Annotated in this window: 13 protein-coding genes and 2 pseudogenes; 12 read left to right on the top strand and 3 right to left on the bottom strand. The window is 46.6% G+C overall.

The window, feature by feature from the left end; translation table 11 throughout:
• Positions 1-94 precede the first annotated feature (94 nt).
• The 4 genes from AKJ31_RS19210 (at position 95) to traC (ending at position 5052) form a co-directional block, all read left to right on the top strand.
• Positions 95-886 (top strand): type IV toxin-antitoxin system AbiEi family antitoxin, encoded by a 792-nt coding sequence (locus tag AKJ31_RS19210; RefSeq protein WP_002026815.1) that lies wholly within the window; start codon positions 95-97, stop codon positions 884-886.
• Positions 879-1817 carry a nucleotidyl transferase AbiEii/AbiGii toxin family protein gene (locus AKJ31_RS19205; RefSeq protein WP_000356587.1) on the top strand — a complete coding sequence of 313 codons (939 nt, stop codon included), beginning with the start codon at positions 879-881 and terminating at the stop codon, positions 1815-1817. The genes AKJ31_RS19210 and AKJ31_RS19205 overlap by 8 nt, the downstream gene beginning before the upstream one ends.
• A 131-nt stretch (positions 1818-1948) precedes the next feature.
• The gene (locus AKJ31_RS19200; RefSeq protein ID WP_001228924.1) at positions 1949-2641 is read left to right on the top strand and encodes a DsbC family protein; all 693 of its coding nucleotides are present in this window, start codon (positions 1949-1951) and stop codon (positions 2639-2641) included.
• Positions 2641-5052: a type IV secretion system protein TraC gene (traC, locus tag AKJ31_RS19195; protein ID WP_008844786.1), complete on the top strand. Its 2412-nt coding sequence runs from the start codon at positions 2641-2643 to the stop codon at positions 5050-5052. The genes AKJ31_RS19200 and traC overlap by 1 nt, the downstream gene beginning before the upstream one ends.
• Positions 5053-5114: 62 nt before the next feature.
• Here the strand turns inward: traC and AKJ31_RS19190 are convergent, their stop codons facing one another.
• Positions 5115-6218, bottom strand: a complete 1104-nt coding sequence (locus tag AKJ31_RS19190) for an RNA-guided endonuclease InsQ/TnpB family protein (RefSeq protein ID WP_032479266.1) — start codon at positions 6216-6218, stop codon at positions 5115-5117.
• 129 nt (positions 6219-6347) lie between these two features.
• Between AKJ31_RS19190 and AKJ31_RS19185 the strand changes: the two genes are divergently transcribed.
• From AKJ31_RS19185 to AKJ31_RS19155, 8 genes and pseudogenes are all read left to right on the top strand, one after another.
• Positions 6348-6695: a hypothetical protein gene (locus AKJ31_RS19185; RefSeq protein WP_008305502.1), complete on the top strand. Its 348-nt coding sequence runs from the start codon at positions 6348-6350 to the stop codon at positions 6693-6695.
• Positions 6679-7191: a S26 family signal peptidase gene (locus AKJ31_RS19180; protein WP_169666767.1), complete on the top strand. Its 513-nt coding sequence runs from the start codon at positions 6679-6681 to the stop codon at positions 7189-7191. Before AKJ31_RS19185 ends, AKJ31_RS19180 begins: the two co-directional genes overlap by 17 nt.
• Positions 7192-7201: 10 nt before the next feature.
• A complete protein-coding gene (locus AKJ31_RS19175; RefSeq protein ID WP_008844790.1) occupies positions 7202-8326 on the top strand; it encodes a TrbC family F-type conjugative pilus assembly protein in 1125 nt (374 codons plus the stop codon).
• Positions 8310-9338: a TraU family protein gene (locus AKJ31_RS19170; RefSeq protein ID WP_039995231.1), complete on the top strand. Its 1029-nt coding sequence runs from the start codon at positions 8310-8312 to the stop codon at positions 9336-9338. Before AKJ31_RS19175 ends, AKJ31_RS19170 begins: the two co-directional genes overlap by 17 nt.
• Positions 9339-9340: 2 nt before the next feature.
• Positions 9341-13033 carry a conjugal transfer protein TraN gene (gene traN, locus AKJ31_RS19165; RefSeq protein WP_053410657.1) on the top strand — a complete coding sequence of 1231 codons (3693 nt, stop codon included), beginning with the start codon at positions 9341-9343 and terminating at the stop codon, positions 13031-13033.
• A 283-nt stretch (positions 13034-13316) separates the two neighbouring features.
• Positions 13317-13400, top strand: a pseudogene (locus AKJ31_RS23635) (integrase); the annotation flags it as partial.
• 91 nt (positions 13401-13491) lie between these two features.
• Positions 13492-14910, top strand: coding sequence for an SIR2 family protein (locus AKJ31_RS19160; protein ID WP_004249371.1), 1419 nt, complete (start codon positions 13492-13494; stop codon positions 14908-14910).
• Positions 14907-16946 (top strand): ATP-binding protein, encoded by a 2040-nt coding sequence (locus tag AKJ31_RS19155; protein ID WP_004249372.1) that lies wholly within the window; start codon positions 14907-14909, stop codon positions 16944-16946. The genes AKJ31_RS19160 and AKJ31_RS19155 overlap by 4 nt, the downstream gene beginning before the upstream one ends.
• A gap of 408 nt (positions 16947-17354) precedes the next feature.
• Here the strand turns inward: AKJ31_RS19155 and AKJ31_RS19150 are convergent, their stop codons facing one another.
• Positions 17355-18029: an endonuclease gene (locus AKJ31_RS19150; protein WP_048608563.1), complete on the bottom strand. Its 675-nt coding sequence runs from the start codon at positions 18027-18029 to the stop codon at positions 17355-17357.
• Between the two features lie 41 nt (positions 18030-18070).
• Positions 18071-18657 (bottom strand): annotated as a pseudogene (locus AKJ31_RS19145) (ISL3 family transposase); the annotation flags it as partial.

The raw sequence follows: 18657 nt of genomic DNA, 5'->3' as shown, positions 1-18657 counted from the left end.
TATTTGGTATATTAATACCTAAAGTGTTAAAATCACTGTCACAATAAACTATATGGTTTATACTGTTCGTGATATTCATACTTTGGGTGTTAAAATGTCATCTAAGATAAACTGGCTTGTTGCTCATACTTCTCCTGGTGCGCTAGTACTTCAGCAATGGCTGACTGAAAACGGTGTGAGCTATTCCTTGGCTCAAAAGTACGCGCAGAACGGTTGGCTAAAGAAGCTATGTTCTGGCGTGTATTATCGTCCAGATGCGCAGGGCGATATAAAGCCAACTTGGGTTGATGCCATTCAAGCATTAGATGTGCAATTGGGCGTTTCAGTTCATTTGGCTGGATTGAGCAGCTTAACTCACCAAGGACTGAGTCACTATTTACAGCTGAACAAAGAGCAAGTTTGGATTTGCGTTAAAAATAAGTCGTCCTTACCAAAATGGTTTCGTGAATTCCCTTATCAGAATTGGTTTTACTGTGGAAATCATAAGCTTGAAGTGAATCCCGAGAAAGATTTGAAAAGGATCACGGTTAAAGAGAAAGAACTCACTGTCAGCTGTGCAGAACTTGCTGCCTATGAAGTGGTAGACGCTATTGGGAAGCTGATTTCATTTGAGCATGTCGCAGAATTATTTCAGGGTTTAGTCAATCTTAGCCCTAGAAAAGTACAAGATATTCTTGAGCGAAGCAGCTCTGTGCAGGCAAACCGAATATTTCTATTTCTGGGTCGATACTACGATCACCAGTGGGTCAATCGCATAGATGAAACAAGAATTAAATTGGGTGCAGGAAAGCGGCAGGTTGTCGAAAAAGGACGTTTTGATGAGCGATATCAAATCACAGTGCCAGAGATATTAAGCGTCAAAAAAGGTGAACAACATAATGGATAAAGATAGCCCATATTACAAACAGGTTTCCTTGCTCATAAGAATGCTTCCTGTGGTAGCAACAGAGACGGTTTTTGCACTTAAAGGTGGCACCGCCATTAATTTATTTGTGAGAGATTTTCCTCGGCTATCTGTAGATATTGATCTTGCTTATCTTCCACTTGAACCAAGAGATGAGGCTTTGATTAATGTCAGGGCTGCATTGCAGCGCATTACAGACAGAATCAATACTCAACCAGATATCAGAGCGGCATTTCAGGATAATAAAGCTGATGAACTGAGAATCGTTGTATCAAGTCCGGTTGCGACGATCAAAATTGAAGTGTCGCCCGTCGCCAGAGGTACATTGCATAGTGCAGAAATAATGCCAGTTCAAGAGTCTGTTGAAGACGAGTTTGGTTATGCTGAGATTCAGGTAGTCAGTCTTCCCGATCTGTATGGTGGGAAATTGTGTGCTGCAATGGATCGCCAACATCCTCGCGACTTATTTGATGTGCGTATGTTACTTGGCAGTGAAGGGATTTCGAGAGAGATTTTGGTGGGTTTTTTAACCTATACATTAAGTCACCCTCGGCCTATTAATGAAGTCATGTCGCCAAACTGGCAGCCTCTGAATGAGAAATTTCAGGCAGAATTTGACGGAATGACTTTTGAAAAAGTTGAATGCGAAGACTTAGCCTCTGTTAGGCCCATGATGTTAATTGAACTGCAAAAACATTTCACAGAAAGAGATCATGCTTTCCTTATGTCATTCAAAAGAGGGCAACCTGACTGGGCATTGTTTGACTATCCTAATGCAGCAGACTTGCCAGCGATTCGTTGGAAATTGCAGAACATTAACAAATTGGCAAAGAATCAAGCAAAACACCAAGAGCAATTAGATAAATTGAAGCAAGTGCTTGATGATTGGCTTGTTAACGCAAACGCCGAGTAATTCGTTTATAACAAACCTCAACGAGCTATAAGCCCCCTAGTTAGATTGCGATTTCTTCAATCTATCTAACCGAGTCCACATAGGACAACTGCATAGACTGGAGCCTCGATTTACATTAACGAGGACTCCTCATGCGAAAACTATCTCCAATTATTCTGGCGCTTGCGCTGTCTCCATTGGTTCAAGCTGAACCTGTGTCTGAAGTGTCGCCCGTTGGCAAAATTGACGGCATGGTTTCTTTGCCGGTCACGGGTATGAAAGCGGTCGAAAGCAATGGCCGTATTGTTTTCATGTCAGACAGTGGCCGGTTCGTCATTGATGGCACGCTCTATGATGCCTGGTCGAAAAAGCCGCTTACCAGCCTTGAAGAAATTCGTGAAGCGGGTAACACGCTGGACTTAAGTCGTCTTGGCTTAAAAATGGATGATTTGAATCCACTGACGCTGGGTGAAGGCAAAAAGAAAGTGGTGGTCTTTGTTGATCCCCGGTGTCCGCATTGCCATGAGCTTTTGAAACAAGCCCTACCGCTAACCAAAGAATACACCTTCCAAATACTCCCTGTGCCAGTGCTTGGTCCTGATTCAGAGCGTCAGGTTCGCCAGCTTGGCTGTGCGCGTGACAAAAAAGCGGCCACCGATGCATTGCTGAATGGCCGGATTGGTAACCTAGAACAGGATGATGCCTGCAACTTAGAACCAATGCAGCGTACCTTGGTGACGGCTCAAATCCTGGGCATTCAAGGTGTGCCTTTCATCGTCGCCAATGATGGTCGCATCAGCCGAGGCCGTCCTTATGATCTTTCTGCTTGGTTGGAGGGGCGTTAATGAAAGCCTCTCTGTATTCAGGGCAACGCGCTTCAGAGCTCTTGCCAGTATTGGCCTATTCCGACGATGAGCAACTGTTTTTCATGGAAGACCAGAGTGTTGGCTTTGGTTTTCTATGTGACCCATTGCCTGGTGGTGATGAGTCTGTTGCAGACAGGGTTAATGTTCTACTCAACAACGACTGGCCAAAAGACACTTTGCTGCAATTTGGCCTGTACGCCTCGCCTGATATTCAAACCGACCTTCAGCGCATGATGGGCTTACGGCATCGTCAATCCGATCCATTGCTTAGGGCGTCGATACGCAAACGTGCGGATTTCCTCGATGGGGGCACGGTTCAATCGATAGAAGAATCGACCCAGACTCAGGTACGCAACTTTCAACTGATCGTCACCTGCAAATTGCCTTTGGAAAGTCCTATACCGACGGAGCGTGAGTTGAGTCGAGCATCCGCGCTTCGAGCTTCTTTCTCTCAGGCGTTGGCAACGGTTGGTTTTCGCGTCACTGAGATGACTGACCGAAATTGGCTCGCGGCATTAAGTGCGCAACTTAACTGGGGAAAAGATGCTTCTTGGCGTAATCCATCTCCAATCCGCAGTGAGGCAGATAAACCACTTCGAGAGCAAGTGTTGGATTATGACCGAGCTATCAAGGTGGATAGCCAAGGTCTGATGCTGGGTGATTACCGAGTTAAAACCTTATCGTTTAAGCGCTTGCCTGAGCGGATCTGGTTTGGTCATGCCGCAAGTTTTGCGGGCGATATGATGACGGGCAGTCGCGGCTTACGCGGCAGCTTTTTGCTAAATGTCACCATTCACTTTCCCTCAGCTGAGGCGATGAGATCTCGTTTAGAGACGAAGCGTCAGTGGGCGGTCAATCAGGCCTATGGCCCGATGCTCAAGTTTGTGCCGGTGCTGGCAGCCAAGAAAAAGGGGTTTGATGTTCTTTTTGAAGCCTTGCAAGAAGGTGATCGTCCTATTCGGGCAAATATGACCTTAACGCTGTTTTCCCCGACGGAAGAGGCGTCCATCAGCTCTGTTTCAAATGCTCGAACTTATTTCAAAGAACTCGGGTTTGAGCTGATGGAAGACAAGTACTTCTGTTTGCCCATTTTCCTGAATGCCTTGCCATTTGGTGCCGACCGCCAGGCGATGAACGACTTGTTTCGATTTAAGACCATGGCGACACGACATGTGATCCCACTGTTGCCTTTGTTTGCAGATTGGAAAGGCACGGGCACGCCAGTGATTAACTTTGTTTCCCGCAATGGCCAGATCATGAGTGTGTCCCTTTATGACTCGGGCAGTAATTACAACTGTTGCATCGCGGCGCAATCGGGATCGGGCAAGTCATTCCTGGTGAACGAAATCATCTCCTCCTACTTATCTGAAGGCGGGCAATGCTGGGTAATTGATGTTGGCCGCTCTTATGAAAAGCTGTGTGAAGTCTATGATGGTGAGTTCTTACAGTTCGGGCGGGACAGTGGCATTTGCTTAAACCCGTTTGAAATCGTTGAGGACTATGACGAAGAAGCGGATGTACTGGTTGGGTTATTGGCCGCAATGGCCGCACCTACGCAGTCATTAACCGATTTTCAGATGGCCAACCTAAAACGTCAGACCCGTGAACTGTGGGAGAAAAAAGGTCGTGCCATGTTGGTTGATGATGTGGCAGAGGCTTTAAAAAATCATGAAGACCGACGTGTGCAGGACGTGGGTGAGCAGCTCTATCCGTTTACGACACAGGGCGAATATGGCCGCTTCTTTAATGGTCACAACAATATTCGCTTCAAAAACCGATTCACCGTTCTGGAGTTAGAAGAGCTCAAGGGGCGTAAGCATCTGCAACAAGTGGTGTTGCTTCAGCTTATCTACCAAATCCAACAGGAGATGTACTTAGGTGAGCGGGATCGTCGCAAGATTGTGTTCATTGACGAAGCCTGGGATCTGCTGACTCAAGGTGATGTCGGTAAGTTTATCGAGACGGGTTACCGTCGATTTCGAAAATATGGCGGCAGTGCTGTAACAGTAACGCAGTCGGTCAACGATTTATACGACAGCCCTACAGGTAAAGCCATCGCTGAAAACTCGGCCAATATGTACCTGCTTGGCCAAAAAGCCGAAACCATCAACGCGCTCAAAAAAGAAGGCCGTTTGCCATTAGGTGAAGGCGGCTACGAATACCTGAAAACGGTTCATACCGTCACGGGTGTCTATTCCGAGATTTTCTTTATTACCGAGATGGGCACCGGGATTGGCCGCCTTATCGTCGATCCGTTTCACAAGCTGTTGTACTCGTCCCGTGCAGAAGATGTAAACGCGATTAAACAGTTAACGCGCAAAGGCCTTTCTGTTGCTGATGCCATCTCTCAGTTGTTGAAGGAGCGAGGCTTTGACTGCTCCCCTCCCTAAAGGAAGGGGATTCTTGTTTCAAGGCGTTATGCCCGAAGTTCATTAGAACAATCGGGACTTACTTACGCTCCACAAGCTAACACCGCTTGCCCAGCGGCTTTGATATTAATAGCGGCATTGGTATCACGGTCTAAGCGCGCTTCACACGCTGGACAAGTCCAATGCCTTATATGTAACGGTAGAGAATCAACTACGTGACCACAGCAATTACAACGCTTACTAGACGGATACCACTTGTCAATCTGGACAAGTGTTCTGCCGCGCCATTCTGCTTTGTACTCAAGCTGCCTAACCATTTCGCCCCAATTGGCGTCACCAATGGCCTTAGCAAGTCGCGGATTCTTGACCATGTTTTTAACGCTCAAACTCTCACAGCTAATCACTTGGTTTTCGTTTATCAACGTAGTGGTGAGTTTGTGGGTAAAGTCGCGGCGGCAGTCGGCAATCTTCGCCTGAATGCGAGCAACTTTGATTCTGGCTTTGTGGAAGTTGGCAGTTCCTTTCTTCTTCTTGGAAAGGCGGCGTTGCGCCTGAGCCAATTTCTTCTCGTACTTTGCAGTATGGCGGGGATTGCCAGATTTAAACCCGTCAGCGGTAATCACAAGGTCGGTCAAACCCAAATCAATACCCGTTGTCTTTTTGGTAACAGGCAGTGGTTTAGGCTCGAAGCGGCAAAGCATAGACACGAAGTAGCGGCCTGCACTGTCTTTCGAGATAGTGACGGTAGTTGGTTCGCTAGGAAGTTCACGCGACCAGCGAATATCAAGCGGCTGTTTGGACTTGGCAATGTAGATATTGCCATCTTTGAACTTAAACGCCGACTTCGTGAATTCTGCGCTTTGCTTGCTGCGCTTCTTCTTAAAGGCTGGATACTTCGCCCTTCCTTCAAAGAAGTTCTTAAACGCAGTTTGTTGATGGCGCAAAGATTGTTGGAGCGGTACACACGACACGCTGTTAAGCCATTCAAACTCAGTTTGCTTCTTGAGTTCGGTCAGCTTAGAGCTTGCCGTGTTGTAGTTAACCTTTTTGCTTTCGTTGTAGAAAGCGTCGGTACGCCATTTAAGGATCGCGTTATAAACGAAACGCACACAGCCGAAAGTCTGCGCAAGCAATTGAGCCTGTTCAGTCGTTGGGTAAAAGCGTTGTTTAATAGCGATCTCTTTCATAGTTCACAAGAATACAGTTGTTTTTGTGAAAGTAAATATTAACATTAACCAATCGGGTAGTTTTTGCTCCTTCGGAGCAACCGCTATCCCTCCTCGCCCTAGAAGGACGGGGTTTCTCGCGGGATTTAGATGAATAAGACCACGCTTTGGCCATTTATGGCCTCTATTACTTTGTCTATTGCTGGTAGCGGTTTAATGACCAGCTGGCTTTTAATGAAAACACTCGAACCCATCCACAGCCAGTTGGCGTTAAGTACGCCCATTGCAGTCGTGGATTTTGGGGATGCGGTGTTGTCACTGGGTCCTAATGCCAGCGAACAAGACATCGAATCCAGGTTGCTTCAGACCAATCAGCAAATTGAAAAGTTAAAAGCAGCCGGTTTTATCGTGCTGGATGCCCAAGCGGTGGTTGGCGCTGATGATTCTGTTTTCGTGCCAGTAGGCTCAAAGGAGGTGTCTCATGCAGATACTCCGTAAAAGAATGCCTTGGCGGCCATATCTCATCCGGCTGACCATTCTTGCGTTAATCATGGCCTTGGTAGGCACCTATGCCATGATGCGCTACCGAATAGGTATTGATACCCAGCAAGAGCGCTGCCTTCCTGATACCACGGTATATCTGATTGACTTATGGAATAAAGAGCCCGTTAAGGATGGTCTGTATGCCTTCCACTCAAAAGGACTCGCTCCGTTATATAACGACGGTACTCGGATGCTGAAACGCCTAACAGGGATGCCAGGGGATGAAGTCAAGGTGACGCCTGAGCATGTGCTGGTGAATGGTGCTGAAGTCTCTACCGGCATGGCATTAGCCCAGCGTCTTGGTGTGGCTGAAACAGAATTTAGCCGCTCATTGACGCTGCAAGAAAACGAGTATTGGTTTTCCGGTGAGGCCGCAACGAGTTTCGACTCCCGTTATTGGAATGCCGTTAAGCGCGAGCAGATTGTCGGTCGCGCTTGGCCGCTTTGGTAGGAGGTGGATGATGAGAAGACTATGCCTCTTATTTTTGTTGGTTGCTCCATTGGCTTGGGTGCAAGTGTCCTGGGCACAAGAGCCTTATCCGTTGTCTGACGAGGACAAAAAGATCGTCGAAATGAGCCGCAGCATTTTACAAAGTGCTGTGGATGGTGCATCTGAATTTATAGAGCCTTTTGCACCGGTTGAACAACCTGCGTCGCTCAAACACAGCGATGAATGGTTGATATTTGCGTCGTCCTCACTGGGAGATTCGTCACTGAAGCAGCTTTTCAAAGAGGCCAGTGCTACCGGCGCTATTGTGTTGTTTCGGGGAATTCCTGAAGGAAAGACCTTGGGGGCAGCTATCCGTGATTGGCATACCCTGATGACGGGGCTTGATCCTGTTCCTCAGGTTCGAATCGATCCGAAAGCCTTTGTGCACTGGCGGGTGACTAGCGTGCCTGCCATTTTTCGCATAGACGATGACAAGGTGACTGCAAGTGCACTAGGGGTTTACAGCAAGGACTGGTTGCAACGCCAAATTGAAACCGGCAATACCGGTTCATTGGGTCAACGCGGTCCGATTCATTCGATTTTAGAACCGGATTTGATGCAAGTGGCGATGCAGCGATTACAGTCGATTGACCTGGGCGCATTAAAGAAAAAAGCCATTGAGCGTTTCTGGTCTCGCCAAACATTCACTGACTTACCCAAAGCCACGCAGTATCGGATAAGAACGGTTGATCCAACCATCGTCATGCAGCGGCCACTATTGGATGCCAATGGCCGAACATTGATCCCAGCAGGAACGCGTATTAACCCGCTCAAAGCCTTGCCATTTACTCAGCAGCTCGTGGTGTTTAATGCGTCGAACGCTGAAGAAGTGGACGCAGTAGCGCATTGGCTTGAGACGCAAGATAGGACGCTGCGCCGCATTACGCTTATCACCACGCAGCTCGACCGTGCCCAAGGCTGGAATCGCCTCAATGCGCTCGAAAAGACATTGGATAGTCCGGTTTACCTTCTCAATGCCTCGCTAAAGCAGCGCTTTGATCTGCAAGTCACCCCATCGTTTGTTCAAGCAAAGGGGCTCGCGTTTGAAATAGAAGAAATTCCAGCAAAGGAGCTTGTTCATGAAAAAGCTCAATAATACGTATCGTCTGATGCGGACTCTCGTTGTCATGTTTGTCCTAAGCGCCTCTATTCCTGCAAAAGCCGAATTGACTTGCCCAGACGCGGGGTTATTGTCCGGCAAGTTGCTGACGGATGTTTGCTGGTCATGCATTTTTCCTATCCGGGTTGCCGGTCTTCCTCTTGGCTCTGGCAATGTCCCAAGCGGCGCATCAAATAAGTCATTTTGCTTATGTGAAGACAACTTAGGCGTGCCAAGGCCAGGTATTGTTACCAGTATGTGGGAGCCAGCGCGTTTGATTGAACTGGTCAGAACGCCAGGTTGTTCGCCTTCACTGGGAGGGATTCGCTTACCGTTAGGTGATAGGCGATTGCAAGGTGGTCATGGTGAAGGTGAATACGATACCGGTGATCTTGCTTTCTACCATTACCATTATTACGCCTTTCCGCTTTTGGTCATGCTCGATTTGTTCATGGATGGCAATTGCAATGCCGATGGTTACATGGATTTTGACTTGATGTATTTGTCGGAATTGGACCCAACATGGCTGAACGATGAACTGGCCTTTTTTACTCAGCCTGAAGCTGCTGCTGTTGCTAATCCATTGGCTATCTCTGCTTGTACCGCTGACGCTGCTTCATCAACGCTTGGTAAACCCATCGATCAGTTGTTTTGGTGTGCTGGCAGTTGGGGCCATCTCTATCCGTTATCTGGCCACACCTTAGCCTTTGGTTCATTAGCAGAAAACACCAGCCATTTAGCGGCGCGTGCAATCGCGGCTCAACACAGGCGTGGTCTTGCAAGACGAACAATGGGGAACAGTGCGCTATGCCGACCTGTTATCGAACCCATGCTGCCGAAATCCCAATACAAGATGAGTATGTTCTTCCCTGTACCAGAAACTGAAAGTGCGCATGTCATCGGTGAAAGCACCATGAAATGGGGAGAGTGGCGAACGATCCCCGGTGCCGGAGAAGATGCGCTCTACATTTTGTGGCGCTGGCAAGACTGCTGTAACTCGGGAGGTTAACTATGAAACCAACATTTTTTACCCGAGTGTTAGCGGGTATTTTATCTATCACTATGGCGTGCTTGCCCTTACATGGTGTGGCCGCTGATGTACAGCGCCAATCCGGCCTAAGCGGACAACAAGAAGGTAAGCAATTGCTGCAAAACTGGACGATGCCCGCACTCAATGGCAATACATTGTCGGTGCCGAATGGCAGTGGTAATGAGTCCATTAACTTGCAAGAGCTTTTCCCAGGTATGGATCAGGGCTCATTGGATGTCTTAACAGGCGTTTATGGCTCTGATGCCAGCATGAATCAATTGGGGACGCAGCGCCAAGAGAGCATGGTATCCGAAAGTGGCGCTACGGGTGAGGCATTTCGTTCGCTACAACAAATCAAAGACAGGTCTCGGCCAGATATGGTCAATGATCCCCTTTGGGCATTAACTGATGCGGTTCAAACTGACCCTAATCTATTGACGCAAAGCTTCCCAGGTTGTGAGTCTCAAGGTGAAGGAAGCCCAAACTACCAGCAATGTGACAGACTCAATACAGCGGTTAACAGCTGCACTATTACTCACGATTACACGGCAGGCATTATTGAGCATGTTTCAGGACCAATGAACCTTCGCTCTTGTGGTGAGGGATGTCTTGAAGTTTGGATTGGACGAATTGGCGACAACTACTGGAGTGGCCGTTGTAAAGTGTTTGAACAGGCCATCACACTCAAAGTCGTGAACCCCGATGCGATTACCTCAGCCGTTCTTGAGTACGCCAAATGGGATGACTACATGCAAGTTTGGCTTGGCGATCAGAAAGTCTGGTCTGGGCCGAACAATAACTTTCCACCAGAAACGGCTGGCCGCTGCGAGCTCAGTACCAGTTGGGAGCGCAATCCAAATACCGATCTCACTGCTAAGCTAAAAGCGGTAGAACCAGGTTTAGAAGTGCCGGTAAAAATTCGCGTATCGGTTACTGGTAGTGGTGAGGGGTATGCACGCATCAAGGTGCGCTTTGATCCAACCAAGGTGGTGATGAATGATAGTTGGTCGCCACAATCCTGTATCGAACAAGCAGCGGATATCCCGACGAAGTTTTCAGACTACAGCATTCAATGCACGGATCAGCCGTCTTCAACCAACGGATGTACGGTGGTCAATGGTGTTTCAGTTTGTGAATCCTACTTTGCCCCAAGCCCTGTGGCGGGCATATCGCCTTTGTGTCGGCGTATACAAGTCAGTGTGGATGACGAAAGCTATAAGGGGATTGAAAATCAGGCCTGCCAAGTGCTTGAAGCGAATCCTTCCTGTGGATTCATGTCGTCAGAATGTGCCGAAACCAATGATAAAGGTGAATGCATTCGTTTTACCGATACCTATGACTGTGGATTGCAAACCAGCGATCCAAAGTGTGTGGTATCCAATCTTATGCCGAGTAGTTTTGAAGCCTGTGAGCCTACTCAGACGATCACGCCATTTACTGAAACCAAGCATGTACCCGATTACCAGGTGTGCGAGAAGATCAGCACGCTTACTCAGTGTCAGTTAGAGCGACGTGTATCCGCTGAAACCCATCAACAAAGCTGGTCCATTGAGCGTGGTTGCTTTAGCTCCGAAACGCTCAGTTTTGTTCCACAGCACAGCAGTACTATGCAAACTGGAAACGCTACGCTGAGGATTTTTGATAATCAAAATACTGAGATAAAAATCACCGAGTCGCCATCCAAGGCAAATGGCTGGAAAACGACACTCTCATTGACGGGCAATAAGGAGACGGTGACTGAGACGAAACCGTCCATTAAATACCCTGAAATGACCTGTCCAAAAGGAACCTTGGTTGGCTCATTGTGTAAAGTCGTCAATGGTTCGATTATTTCGTGGCATGAACCCCAGGAGGTCACTCGTTCCAGATGCGATTCCGGCTGGAACAAAGTCGATTTCGACACTTGCAGCCGAGAAGTTCAGAAGTGTTTGGCTCCTGCGAAACTGAGTGCTTCCTTGACCTTCTCCGGCAAGTACTTAGAGCAAGACGTTGTTCATCAATCAAGTGATCCGGGCATAGACCAATGCTTGATGCAAACGGATCAGTTTACTGCGGTGCAGTGGCAGTGTTTGGATACGGGCACAAAACGAATCGACGGGTTAACGGTTGGTAGTAGCGAGTTGGCGAAGCTTGGAAGTCTTTATCCGGCTGTTGTTTCGTCTCCTGCTCATTTAACCAGTCGTGGCAGCTCTGATGGACTGGGGCTCTCATGCTGGAGGGCAAAAGCGACCTATAATGCCTCGACTGCTCACCCAGAGTTCAACATGGGCAGCTCAGATAGCTGGGTAGATGCCAATGGTAATACACAAACCATCGTCAATAACGGACAAAACACGACCACCAATACGTGTGCCGCGCTAGAGCAAAATCCGGCCTGCCAGTACGTCAGAACCGAATGTACTGAGGGCGGGGCTGGTCATGAAGGCTTCTGTTATATCCAAAGTTTGGTGTATGACTGCGGACAAAGCGTTGAAGTGCAAAACGCTCGAATGGAAACTCAATACAACTGTGAGGGGCCAGTTCGCTGTATGGGCACAGATTGTTTAGAGCCAGAGTCAATCAAGCAGGCTAACTTTGCAGAGGCCGCTGCGATGCTTAATGCGGCGCAGTTTATGACCAATGATATGTCATGCACAGGAGCTGATGGCCAAGATAACGTCGAGTGTACGGTCTTTAAAGGTAATGCTGGCCAGTGCAAAAAAGCCGTTGGCGGCATAGTGGATTGCTGTGAAAAGCCAAGTGGCGTGTCGCTATCGGATTACATCACGATGATAGTTGCGGTCAACAAGCTTGATACGGCAGTCATGGCCATGAATCCGTCTTCGGCAATCTATGGTTCGTGGAATACGCTCAGGGAACCAATCACCAGTACCTGGAGTGCGGTTAAAGAGCCTTTTGTGTCTGCATGGGACTCTCTCATGGGGGCTGGGCCATCAACGGCTGCTGGCGCGGGAGCGGAGCAAGCTGCGACTGGCTTTATGCAGGTGTTGACCAACAAAACGGCTGAGTGGGTAGGCTCTACGTTTGGTTCGGGGGCGCAATCGGCACTGTTTAGTAACGTTGGTGGTGCGGTTGGAGCCGATGGTGTCGTTTCGGGTGGTAACTTTGCCCTGGGGGGCGCTGCGGGCGCGGTTCTGAGTACGGTTATGACGGCCTACATGATTTATTCAGTCACTATGATCCTCATTCAGCTTATCTGGAAATGTGAGCAGAGCGAGTTTGAAATGAACGCCAAGCGGGTATTGAAGAGTTGCCACTATGTAGGCTCTTACTGCAAGTCTAAGTTCTTAGGTGCCTGTGTTGAAAAACGGCAGTCATATTGCTGTTTTACTTCGCCACTTTCACGGATCATTCAAGAACAAGTACGCCCTCAATTGGGCCTTGGTTGGGGCAGTGCCAAGTCACCAAACTGTGAAGGTTTGACCGCGAGTCAGTTAAACCAGGTAGATTGGAGCCAAGTCAATCTCGATGAATGGATAGGTATCTTGTCGATAACAGGCAACCTACCCGAAGTACCGTCACTGGATCTGGAACGACTCACAGGCTCAGGAAGTACGCTAAACGTTGATGGAAATCGTCAGAGTGCCGCAGATAGAGCCATTGAACGGCTAAACGGAATGGATGCCCAGAAACTTCGCCAGGAGGCAACGGAAGAAGTCTCGGGGAACAATTAGAATAAATTGCTCCGTTAGCCCCGTTTTGCAGGACTAATGGAGCAGAAAAAATAATCAATATGCATTTATGTAACTGCGACAAATTTGCAAAAATGTGTTTGTAGTAGTTTCGATAAATAGAGTTGGACATCGGACAGATAGCTATGAGCGAGGAACTGACGTGGCCAACCAAAATCGACCAACCCAGCTAAGCCACTTTTCTCAATATCTTCATTTTTAATTCATACATATTTGGGCTTGGATACCTCAAATATGTATGCAAACGTTCTGTATTGTAAAATGTCATGCTAAGCTCGAAAGCACGATTGAACACCTTGGTGTCGAGATTGAAGATGTACTAAGGATTTCAGATAGTTGTGACGGATGATTCAATGCCAACGGCTTAAGTTGTAAATATTCATGGCAGACGTTTGTGTCCCCAACGCTATATCTTTCACACAAATATGAGAAGTGTATTTATGACTATTCAGCAAATTAAAGTTGGCAGTGTTCCTGATATTATTGAGCTAACACCAAACTCCAATGAGCAAAGTGATTCTTATCCTTTTATCCTATCAACGAATACTTCATGGGGAGAACAGGGTTCTAAAATATCAATAGAGAAATTACGCCAAAATATTGAGCCTTGGTTAACAGCACTTTTTCAATCCGAACATTTAAATCTATTGATCGGTGCGGGTTTAAGTACGTCTATTCAAATGTCGGCTACAGGCGTGCCACCCGTTGGAATGGGGTGGATCAGTGATCTAGCGGTCTGTCAAAGCGAAATAAATGAATTCGCTACAAAAGCTGCCAAATCGGCTGGTCGCGCACAAGGAAATATAGAAGATCAAATTAGAGCTATTAATGAACTTATCAAAGGTCTTGAAATTTTAACAGTGTTGGATAGCCCGCAACCTGAAAACCCCCCGGCTCCATATGCAGCCTATAGAGACCTAAAAGCTGATTTAGCTGCAATTAAGGGGGAATTGTCTCGATGTCTAGGTGAGTTTTCAAAATCTGTCAGTACAGGAGAACACTTAATTAAAAGTGCTGAAAAAAAACGAAAAGAGGAAACTTTCAATTATCTTGTGAGTTTCTTAATGAGCTTTGCAAGTAGAACCGCTACACGCGACAGATTGCATATTTTTACAACGAACTATGACCGAATTATCGAGGTTGGTGCTGAACTTGCTGGTTTAAGACTCATAGACCGTTTTGTTGGAAGTATTGCTCCCGTTTTTAGATCCTCAAGATTAGAAGTTGATTATCACTATAACCCTCCGGGAATACGTGGTGAACCAAGATATTTGGAAGGAGTGGCACGTTTTACCAAACTTCACGGTTCTCTAGATTGGCACGAACAAGATGGTGCGATTAGGCGCTTTGGCCTACCTTTTGGAGCTCGCTCTGTTGAACCGTTTCTAGAAGCAGAGGGGCACGAAAGCGATAGTTATGAACAACTTATGATTTACCCTAATTCAGTCAAAGATAGAGAAACCGCTGAGTACCCCTATGTAGAGTTATTTAGAGACTTAGCAGCAGCGACTAGCCGTCCAAACAGTACATTAGTCACGTATGGCTATAGCTTTGGTGATGAGCATATAAACAGAGTAATTGAAGATATGCTTACCGTTCCATCTACCCATCTAGTCATCATTGCTTTCGGAGATCCGCTAGAAAGAATTATGAACTTCATTGGTAAAAGTGGAAGAAAAGCTCAAATCACTTTACTAATGGGTGACCATTTGGGGGATCTAAAAACTTTGGTTGATAACTATCTACCTAAACCAGCCATAGATAAAGCATCAATAAAGATGGCCGAATTACTAAAACAGCGAGGCTTTATCCAGTCAGAACACTCAGGTAATGCAACTACCACCGAGGTAACATCATGAGTTACTTGCCTATAGAAAGACTGGAACAGTTACGAATCGGAACCGTTGGTTTTGTATCGCCTAGTGAAATTAGAGTTTCCTTAGAAATTGATTCCCCAGACTCAGTCTCTCTTCAAGGAGGCTCACCTCGCAACTTTCCTCGAATCAACAGTTATGTGCTTATAAACAGTGATGATGGATTTCTAGTTGGTCAAGTTGAGTGGATCGCAGTAGAACACTCGCCATACCCCAAAAGAAGAGGCTTGCAAGATTTTGGCTTGATAGACTTACCTTTTCCTCTAAAAAAGCTCAGTATCAACCCCGTTGGTACATTGAGAAGCGATAGAAAAAACGATGGTTTCAAATTCACCAGAGGAACAGATGCATTTCCTTCAGTTGGTGATTCAGTGCTTTTACCTACTGACCAACAATTAAACTCAATAATCGAATCAGGTGAAAACAGAAGGGTTAAAATAGGAGATAGTCCTCTAGCTAACAATGCAGAAATAAAAATCGACCCCGATAAGCTTTTTGGGCGACATATAGCTGTTTTAGGCAACACAGGTAGTGGTAAATCTTGCTCTGTGGCGGGACTAATTCAATGGTCACTGGACGCAGTTTTACAACAGGGCCAAACTCCGAACGCTCGATTTATAATACTTGATCCTAACGGGGAGTACAGCCGAGCATTTGGTCCAAAGTCAAAATATAAGGGGAATTTATTGCGCGTAGAGGCTAACTCTGATTATGGTGAGTTAGAACTTAAAGTACCATCATGGCTATGGAACAGTTCAGAATGGGGGGCGTTCACTCAGGCAAGTTCAAAAGTTCAACTCCCATTACTACGACGAGCTTTGAGGGCGATGAGAAATGATGTGTTGTCAGAAGATGATGTGACAATTCAAGCAAAACATTTTTGCGGAATACTTTTAGTTTCAATAAGGCAACTAGCAAGTCAAGGGCAGATATATGTGAATGGTGGTCATGCCAAAGGCTTAGTTGAAAGTTTAACGTCATGGGAAACTAGCCTCATAACATTAAACGAAAAAATCCACAACCAACCTTTCAATAGTGTAATAAGCACGATAAATACTTACCTATCTTCCAGAAGAGGAGCACAGTGGCCTGCTAAGCCTGAAGTCAGTGATACTGATAAGTTGATTTCTGAGTTAAAAGAAGCTCATGTTGCACTTGGTGGTGATGAACAAGAACTTCTCCCGAAAAGTGAAGATACGCCTATTCGCTTTGAAGGTGATGACTTCGTCGCCTATCTCGAAGCTTTAGCACAAGAAACGGGAACTGAGCAGTTCATGGAATTTCTTTTGACTCGAATTCGCACAATGCTAGGTGACACCCGAATTAGTGCAGTTACTAAAGATTCTGAGGAACCAATAAGTTTAACTGATTGGCTAGATACTTTTCTTGGGAAGGATACTCATGGTGCTATCACTGTTATCGACCTATCACTAGTTCCCAATGAAATTATCCATCTTGTAACAGCAGTAATCTCTAGAGTGACTTTTGAAGCTCTTCAACGATATCGGAAGATGAATGGAAAACCATTACCAACAGTAATGGTTGCAGAGGAAGCTCATACATTTATCAAACGATACAAAGAAGAAAGTGAGAGTCAATCAGTTTCTGATGTGTGCTGCAAAGTATTTGAAAAAATCGCTCGCGAAGGGCGTAAATTTGGTTTGGGACTAGTAGTATCATCCCAACGACCTTCTGAGTTATCTCCTACTGTTCTTTCTCAATGTAATACTTTTTTACTGCACAGAATTAGCAATGATAGAGACCAAGAACAAGTTCATAGGCTTGTTCCCGATAACATGAGGGGGCTATTAAGAGAGCTACCATCGCTACCATCTCGACATGCAATTTTACTCGGATGGGCTTCAGAACTACCGGTGTTAGTTCGAATGAAAGAACTTAGTGAAGAGCAAAGGCCTCAGTCTGATGATCCTGACTTTTGGGACGTATGGTCTAACTCCACAGGTGAGCCTCGTGAAGTAAACTGGCAGCCAATCGTTGAAGAATGGCAAAACAGAGATTAATTTACCAGCCAAATTAGCGCCAAATAGATGCTTAACAATACGAATAAGATTAACTTTCTATGGCGCATTTGTTCCAAAGCGATGAGTGGCGTGAACTATTAGTGGTGTGCGAATCAATAGGCTATTACGCTAATTTCGATAAACGGGTACTTTCCAAAGTGACTTAGGGTTCCTTTCTGACAATTTATTAAATGCATAGATATTAACGACGCTATACGAGAGAAATTTGGGGGAATTACGATTGATTGAAAATTCGACTTAATTCGACAAAGCTGATGATGGTTCAAAAGCGAGTCAGATCCGAACGTCCACTTTGGCAGTTGCCGACTATCAGATTAATTTTAGTAATGTTAATCTGATTTTCGCTAAAAGAACCTTGTCCAACAAGTTTGTCTCAGCTAGTTTCAATTAACAGCTATTTGACACATGGCAGTTAGAGTTACCTTGAATAGTTTTAATCTTAAAATCACGCACTTTTTCCCATTCGTCAACAGGGTCCATTCTTGACCAAGCTTCAAATAGCTGAGTTTGTTGCCTACTGAGTCTTAGGCCGTATTGATCTCGCATGTAGAAATAAATTCTAGCAATATCACCCTGACGGTTAGCTGGTGGTTCTGCTCGACGGTCTTTGAAATCAACTTCGAAATCACATTGACCATAGGATCTTGGTTCATTCGGAATCATGCCAAATCGAAAATTTGACCTATCCCCATTGAGCTCTCCTACAGATGGTACGAGGTTATGGAGATCCGAAACCATTTTAGAAAACTCAGGATCATTCTTTTCGCAGTTCCGACGACCACCATTTTGCCAGCATTGGCGTTGATGGCCAATTTCCCAAGCTGAGACTACATGTTCCCACTCTAAGCGTTCACCTCGTTTCGGTTGCTTTCTTGGTTCATATCCGCAAGATGCAGCATCAATCGCACCATCATTGCTATAGCTACATCCACAGTAAAACGTACTCTGGTTGTCTTGGTAAATTTCTCGGGCAAATCGTTTTGCCTGACTGAACGATGTGGGGTGTTCTGCAATTGCAGGTATAGCGAATAACGCTATAAAGAAAGGGTATACGGATTTAATGGTTGATGGGGCACCTTCACCCCACCAACCTGATACCACCCTCAGATGGTTGATAGATCGACCCCGTAGTTGAGTTCCTCTGCGAAGTCCGGCAGTCCGTAACCGATGGTTTTCTTGTAGAACGGAGAGACCTTCGCAGTCGGAGCCTTCTTCTTGTGCTTCGTAGTGTAGAGCATTCGTGCCCGCATCACCTCGAAGGAGTAACCTCGCCCTTCACGGTTCTTGTCCTTGGCCAGTCGGTTGATGGACTCCGTGTAAGCATTGGTGACGGGCATGTCCGTCTCGAAGTAGGTCATGATCTCTTCGCGCCAGTTGCCCACAGCCCTGACCAGATCGCTCCAGACTTCCTTCTGGCCCTTCGGAATGGTGGCTATCCAGTCGTCCAGGGCGGTTTCTGCCTGGGGTCGTGTGGTGGCGTCCCAGATGCCGTAAAAGCGTTCCTTGTGCTCGTAGGCGGCCAGCAGTTGCGGGAATGCGCCTGTCCAGGTCTCCATGATGAAGCGTTCCCGGTCTGAGACTTCGTGAGCGCGTTTCAGCAGGATTTTCCGGTCTCCCTTGAGAGTCCGGCTCTGGGACGGTTTCAGCTCCTTTCTGGAGCCCTTGCGCACTCTCTAGGGCATCGTTGGCC

Origin of the sequence: Vibrio hepatarius (genome assembly GCF_001274785.1) — a bacterium.
Lineage (GTDB): Bacteria > Pseudomonadota > Gammaproteobacteria > Enterobacterales > Vibrionaceae > Vibrio > Vibrio hepatarius.
This window is presented reverse-complemented; position numbering and strand designations above follow the sequence as displayed.

Bases quoted from the DNA above. Each gene is read 5' to 3' on its own strand.
- traC (WP_008844786.1), top strand. From the start codon at position 2,641: ATGAAAGCCTCTCTGTATTCAGGGCAACGCGCTTCAGAGCTCTTGCCA.
- AKJ31_RS19175 (WP_008844790.1), top strand. From the start codon at position 7,202: ATGAGAAGACTATGCCTCTTATTTTTGTTGGTTGCTCCATTGGCTTGG.
- AKJ31_RS19160 (WP_004249371.1), top strand. From the start codon at position 13,492: ATGACTATTCAGCAAATTAAAGTTGGCAGTGTTCCTGATATTATTGAG.
- AKJ31_RS19155 (WP_004249372.1), top strand. From the start codon at position 14,907: ATGAGTTACTTGCCTATAGAAAGACTGGAACAGTTACGAATCGGAACC.
- AKJ31_RS19210 (WP_002026815.1), top strand. From the start codon at position 95: ATGTCATCTAAGATAAACTGGCTTGTTGCTCATACTTCTCCTGGTGCG.
- AKJ31_RS19170 (WP_039995231.1), top strand. From the start codon at position 8,310: ATGAAAAAGCTCAATAATACGTATCGTCTGATGCGGACTCTCGTTGTC.
- AKJ31_RS19200 (WP_001228924.1), top strand. From the start codon at position 1,949: ATGCGAAAACTATCTCCAATTATTCTGGCGCTTGCGCTGTCTCCATTG.
- traN (WP_053410657.1), top strand. From the start codon at position 9,341: ATGAAACCAACATTTTTTACCCGAGTGTTAGCGGGTATTTTATCTATC.
- AKJ31_RS19180 (WP_169666767.1), top strand. From the start codon at position 6,679: ATGCAGATACTCCGTAAAAGAATGCCTTGGCGGCCATATCTCATCCGG.
- AKJ31_RS19185 (WP_008305502.1), top strand. From the start codon at position 6,348: ATGAATAAGACCACGCTTTGGCCATTTATGGCCTCTATTACTTTGTCT.
- AKJ31_RS19190 (WP_032479266.1), bottom strand. From the start codon at position 6,218: ATGAAAGAGATCGCTATTAAACAACGCTTTTACCCAACGACTGAACAG.
- AKJ31_RS19205 (WP_000356587.1), top strand. From the start codon at position 879: ATGGATAAAGATAGCCCATATTACAAACAGGTTTCCTTGCTCATAAGA.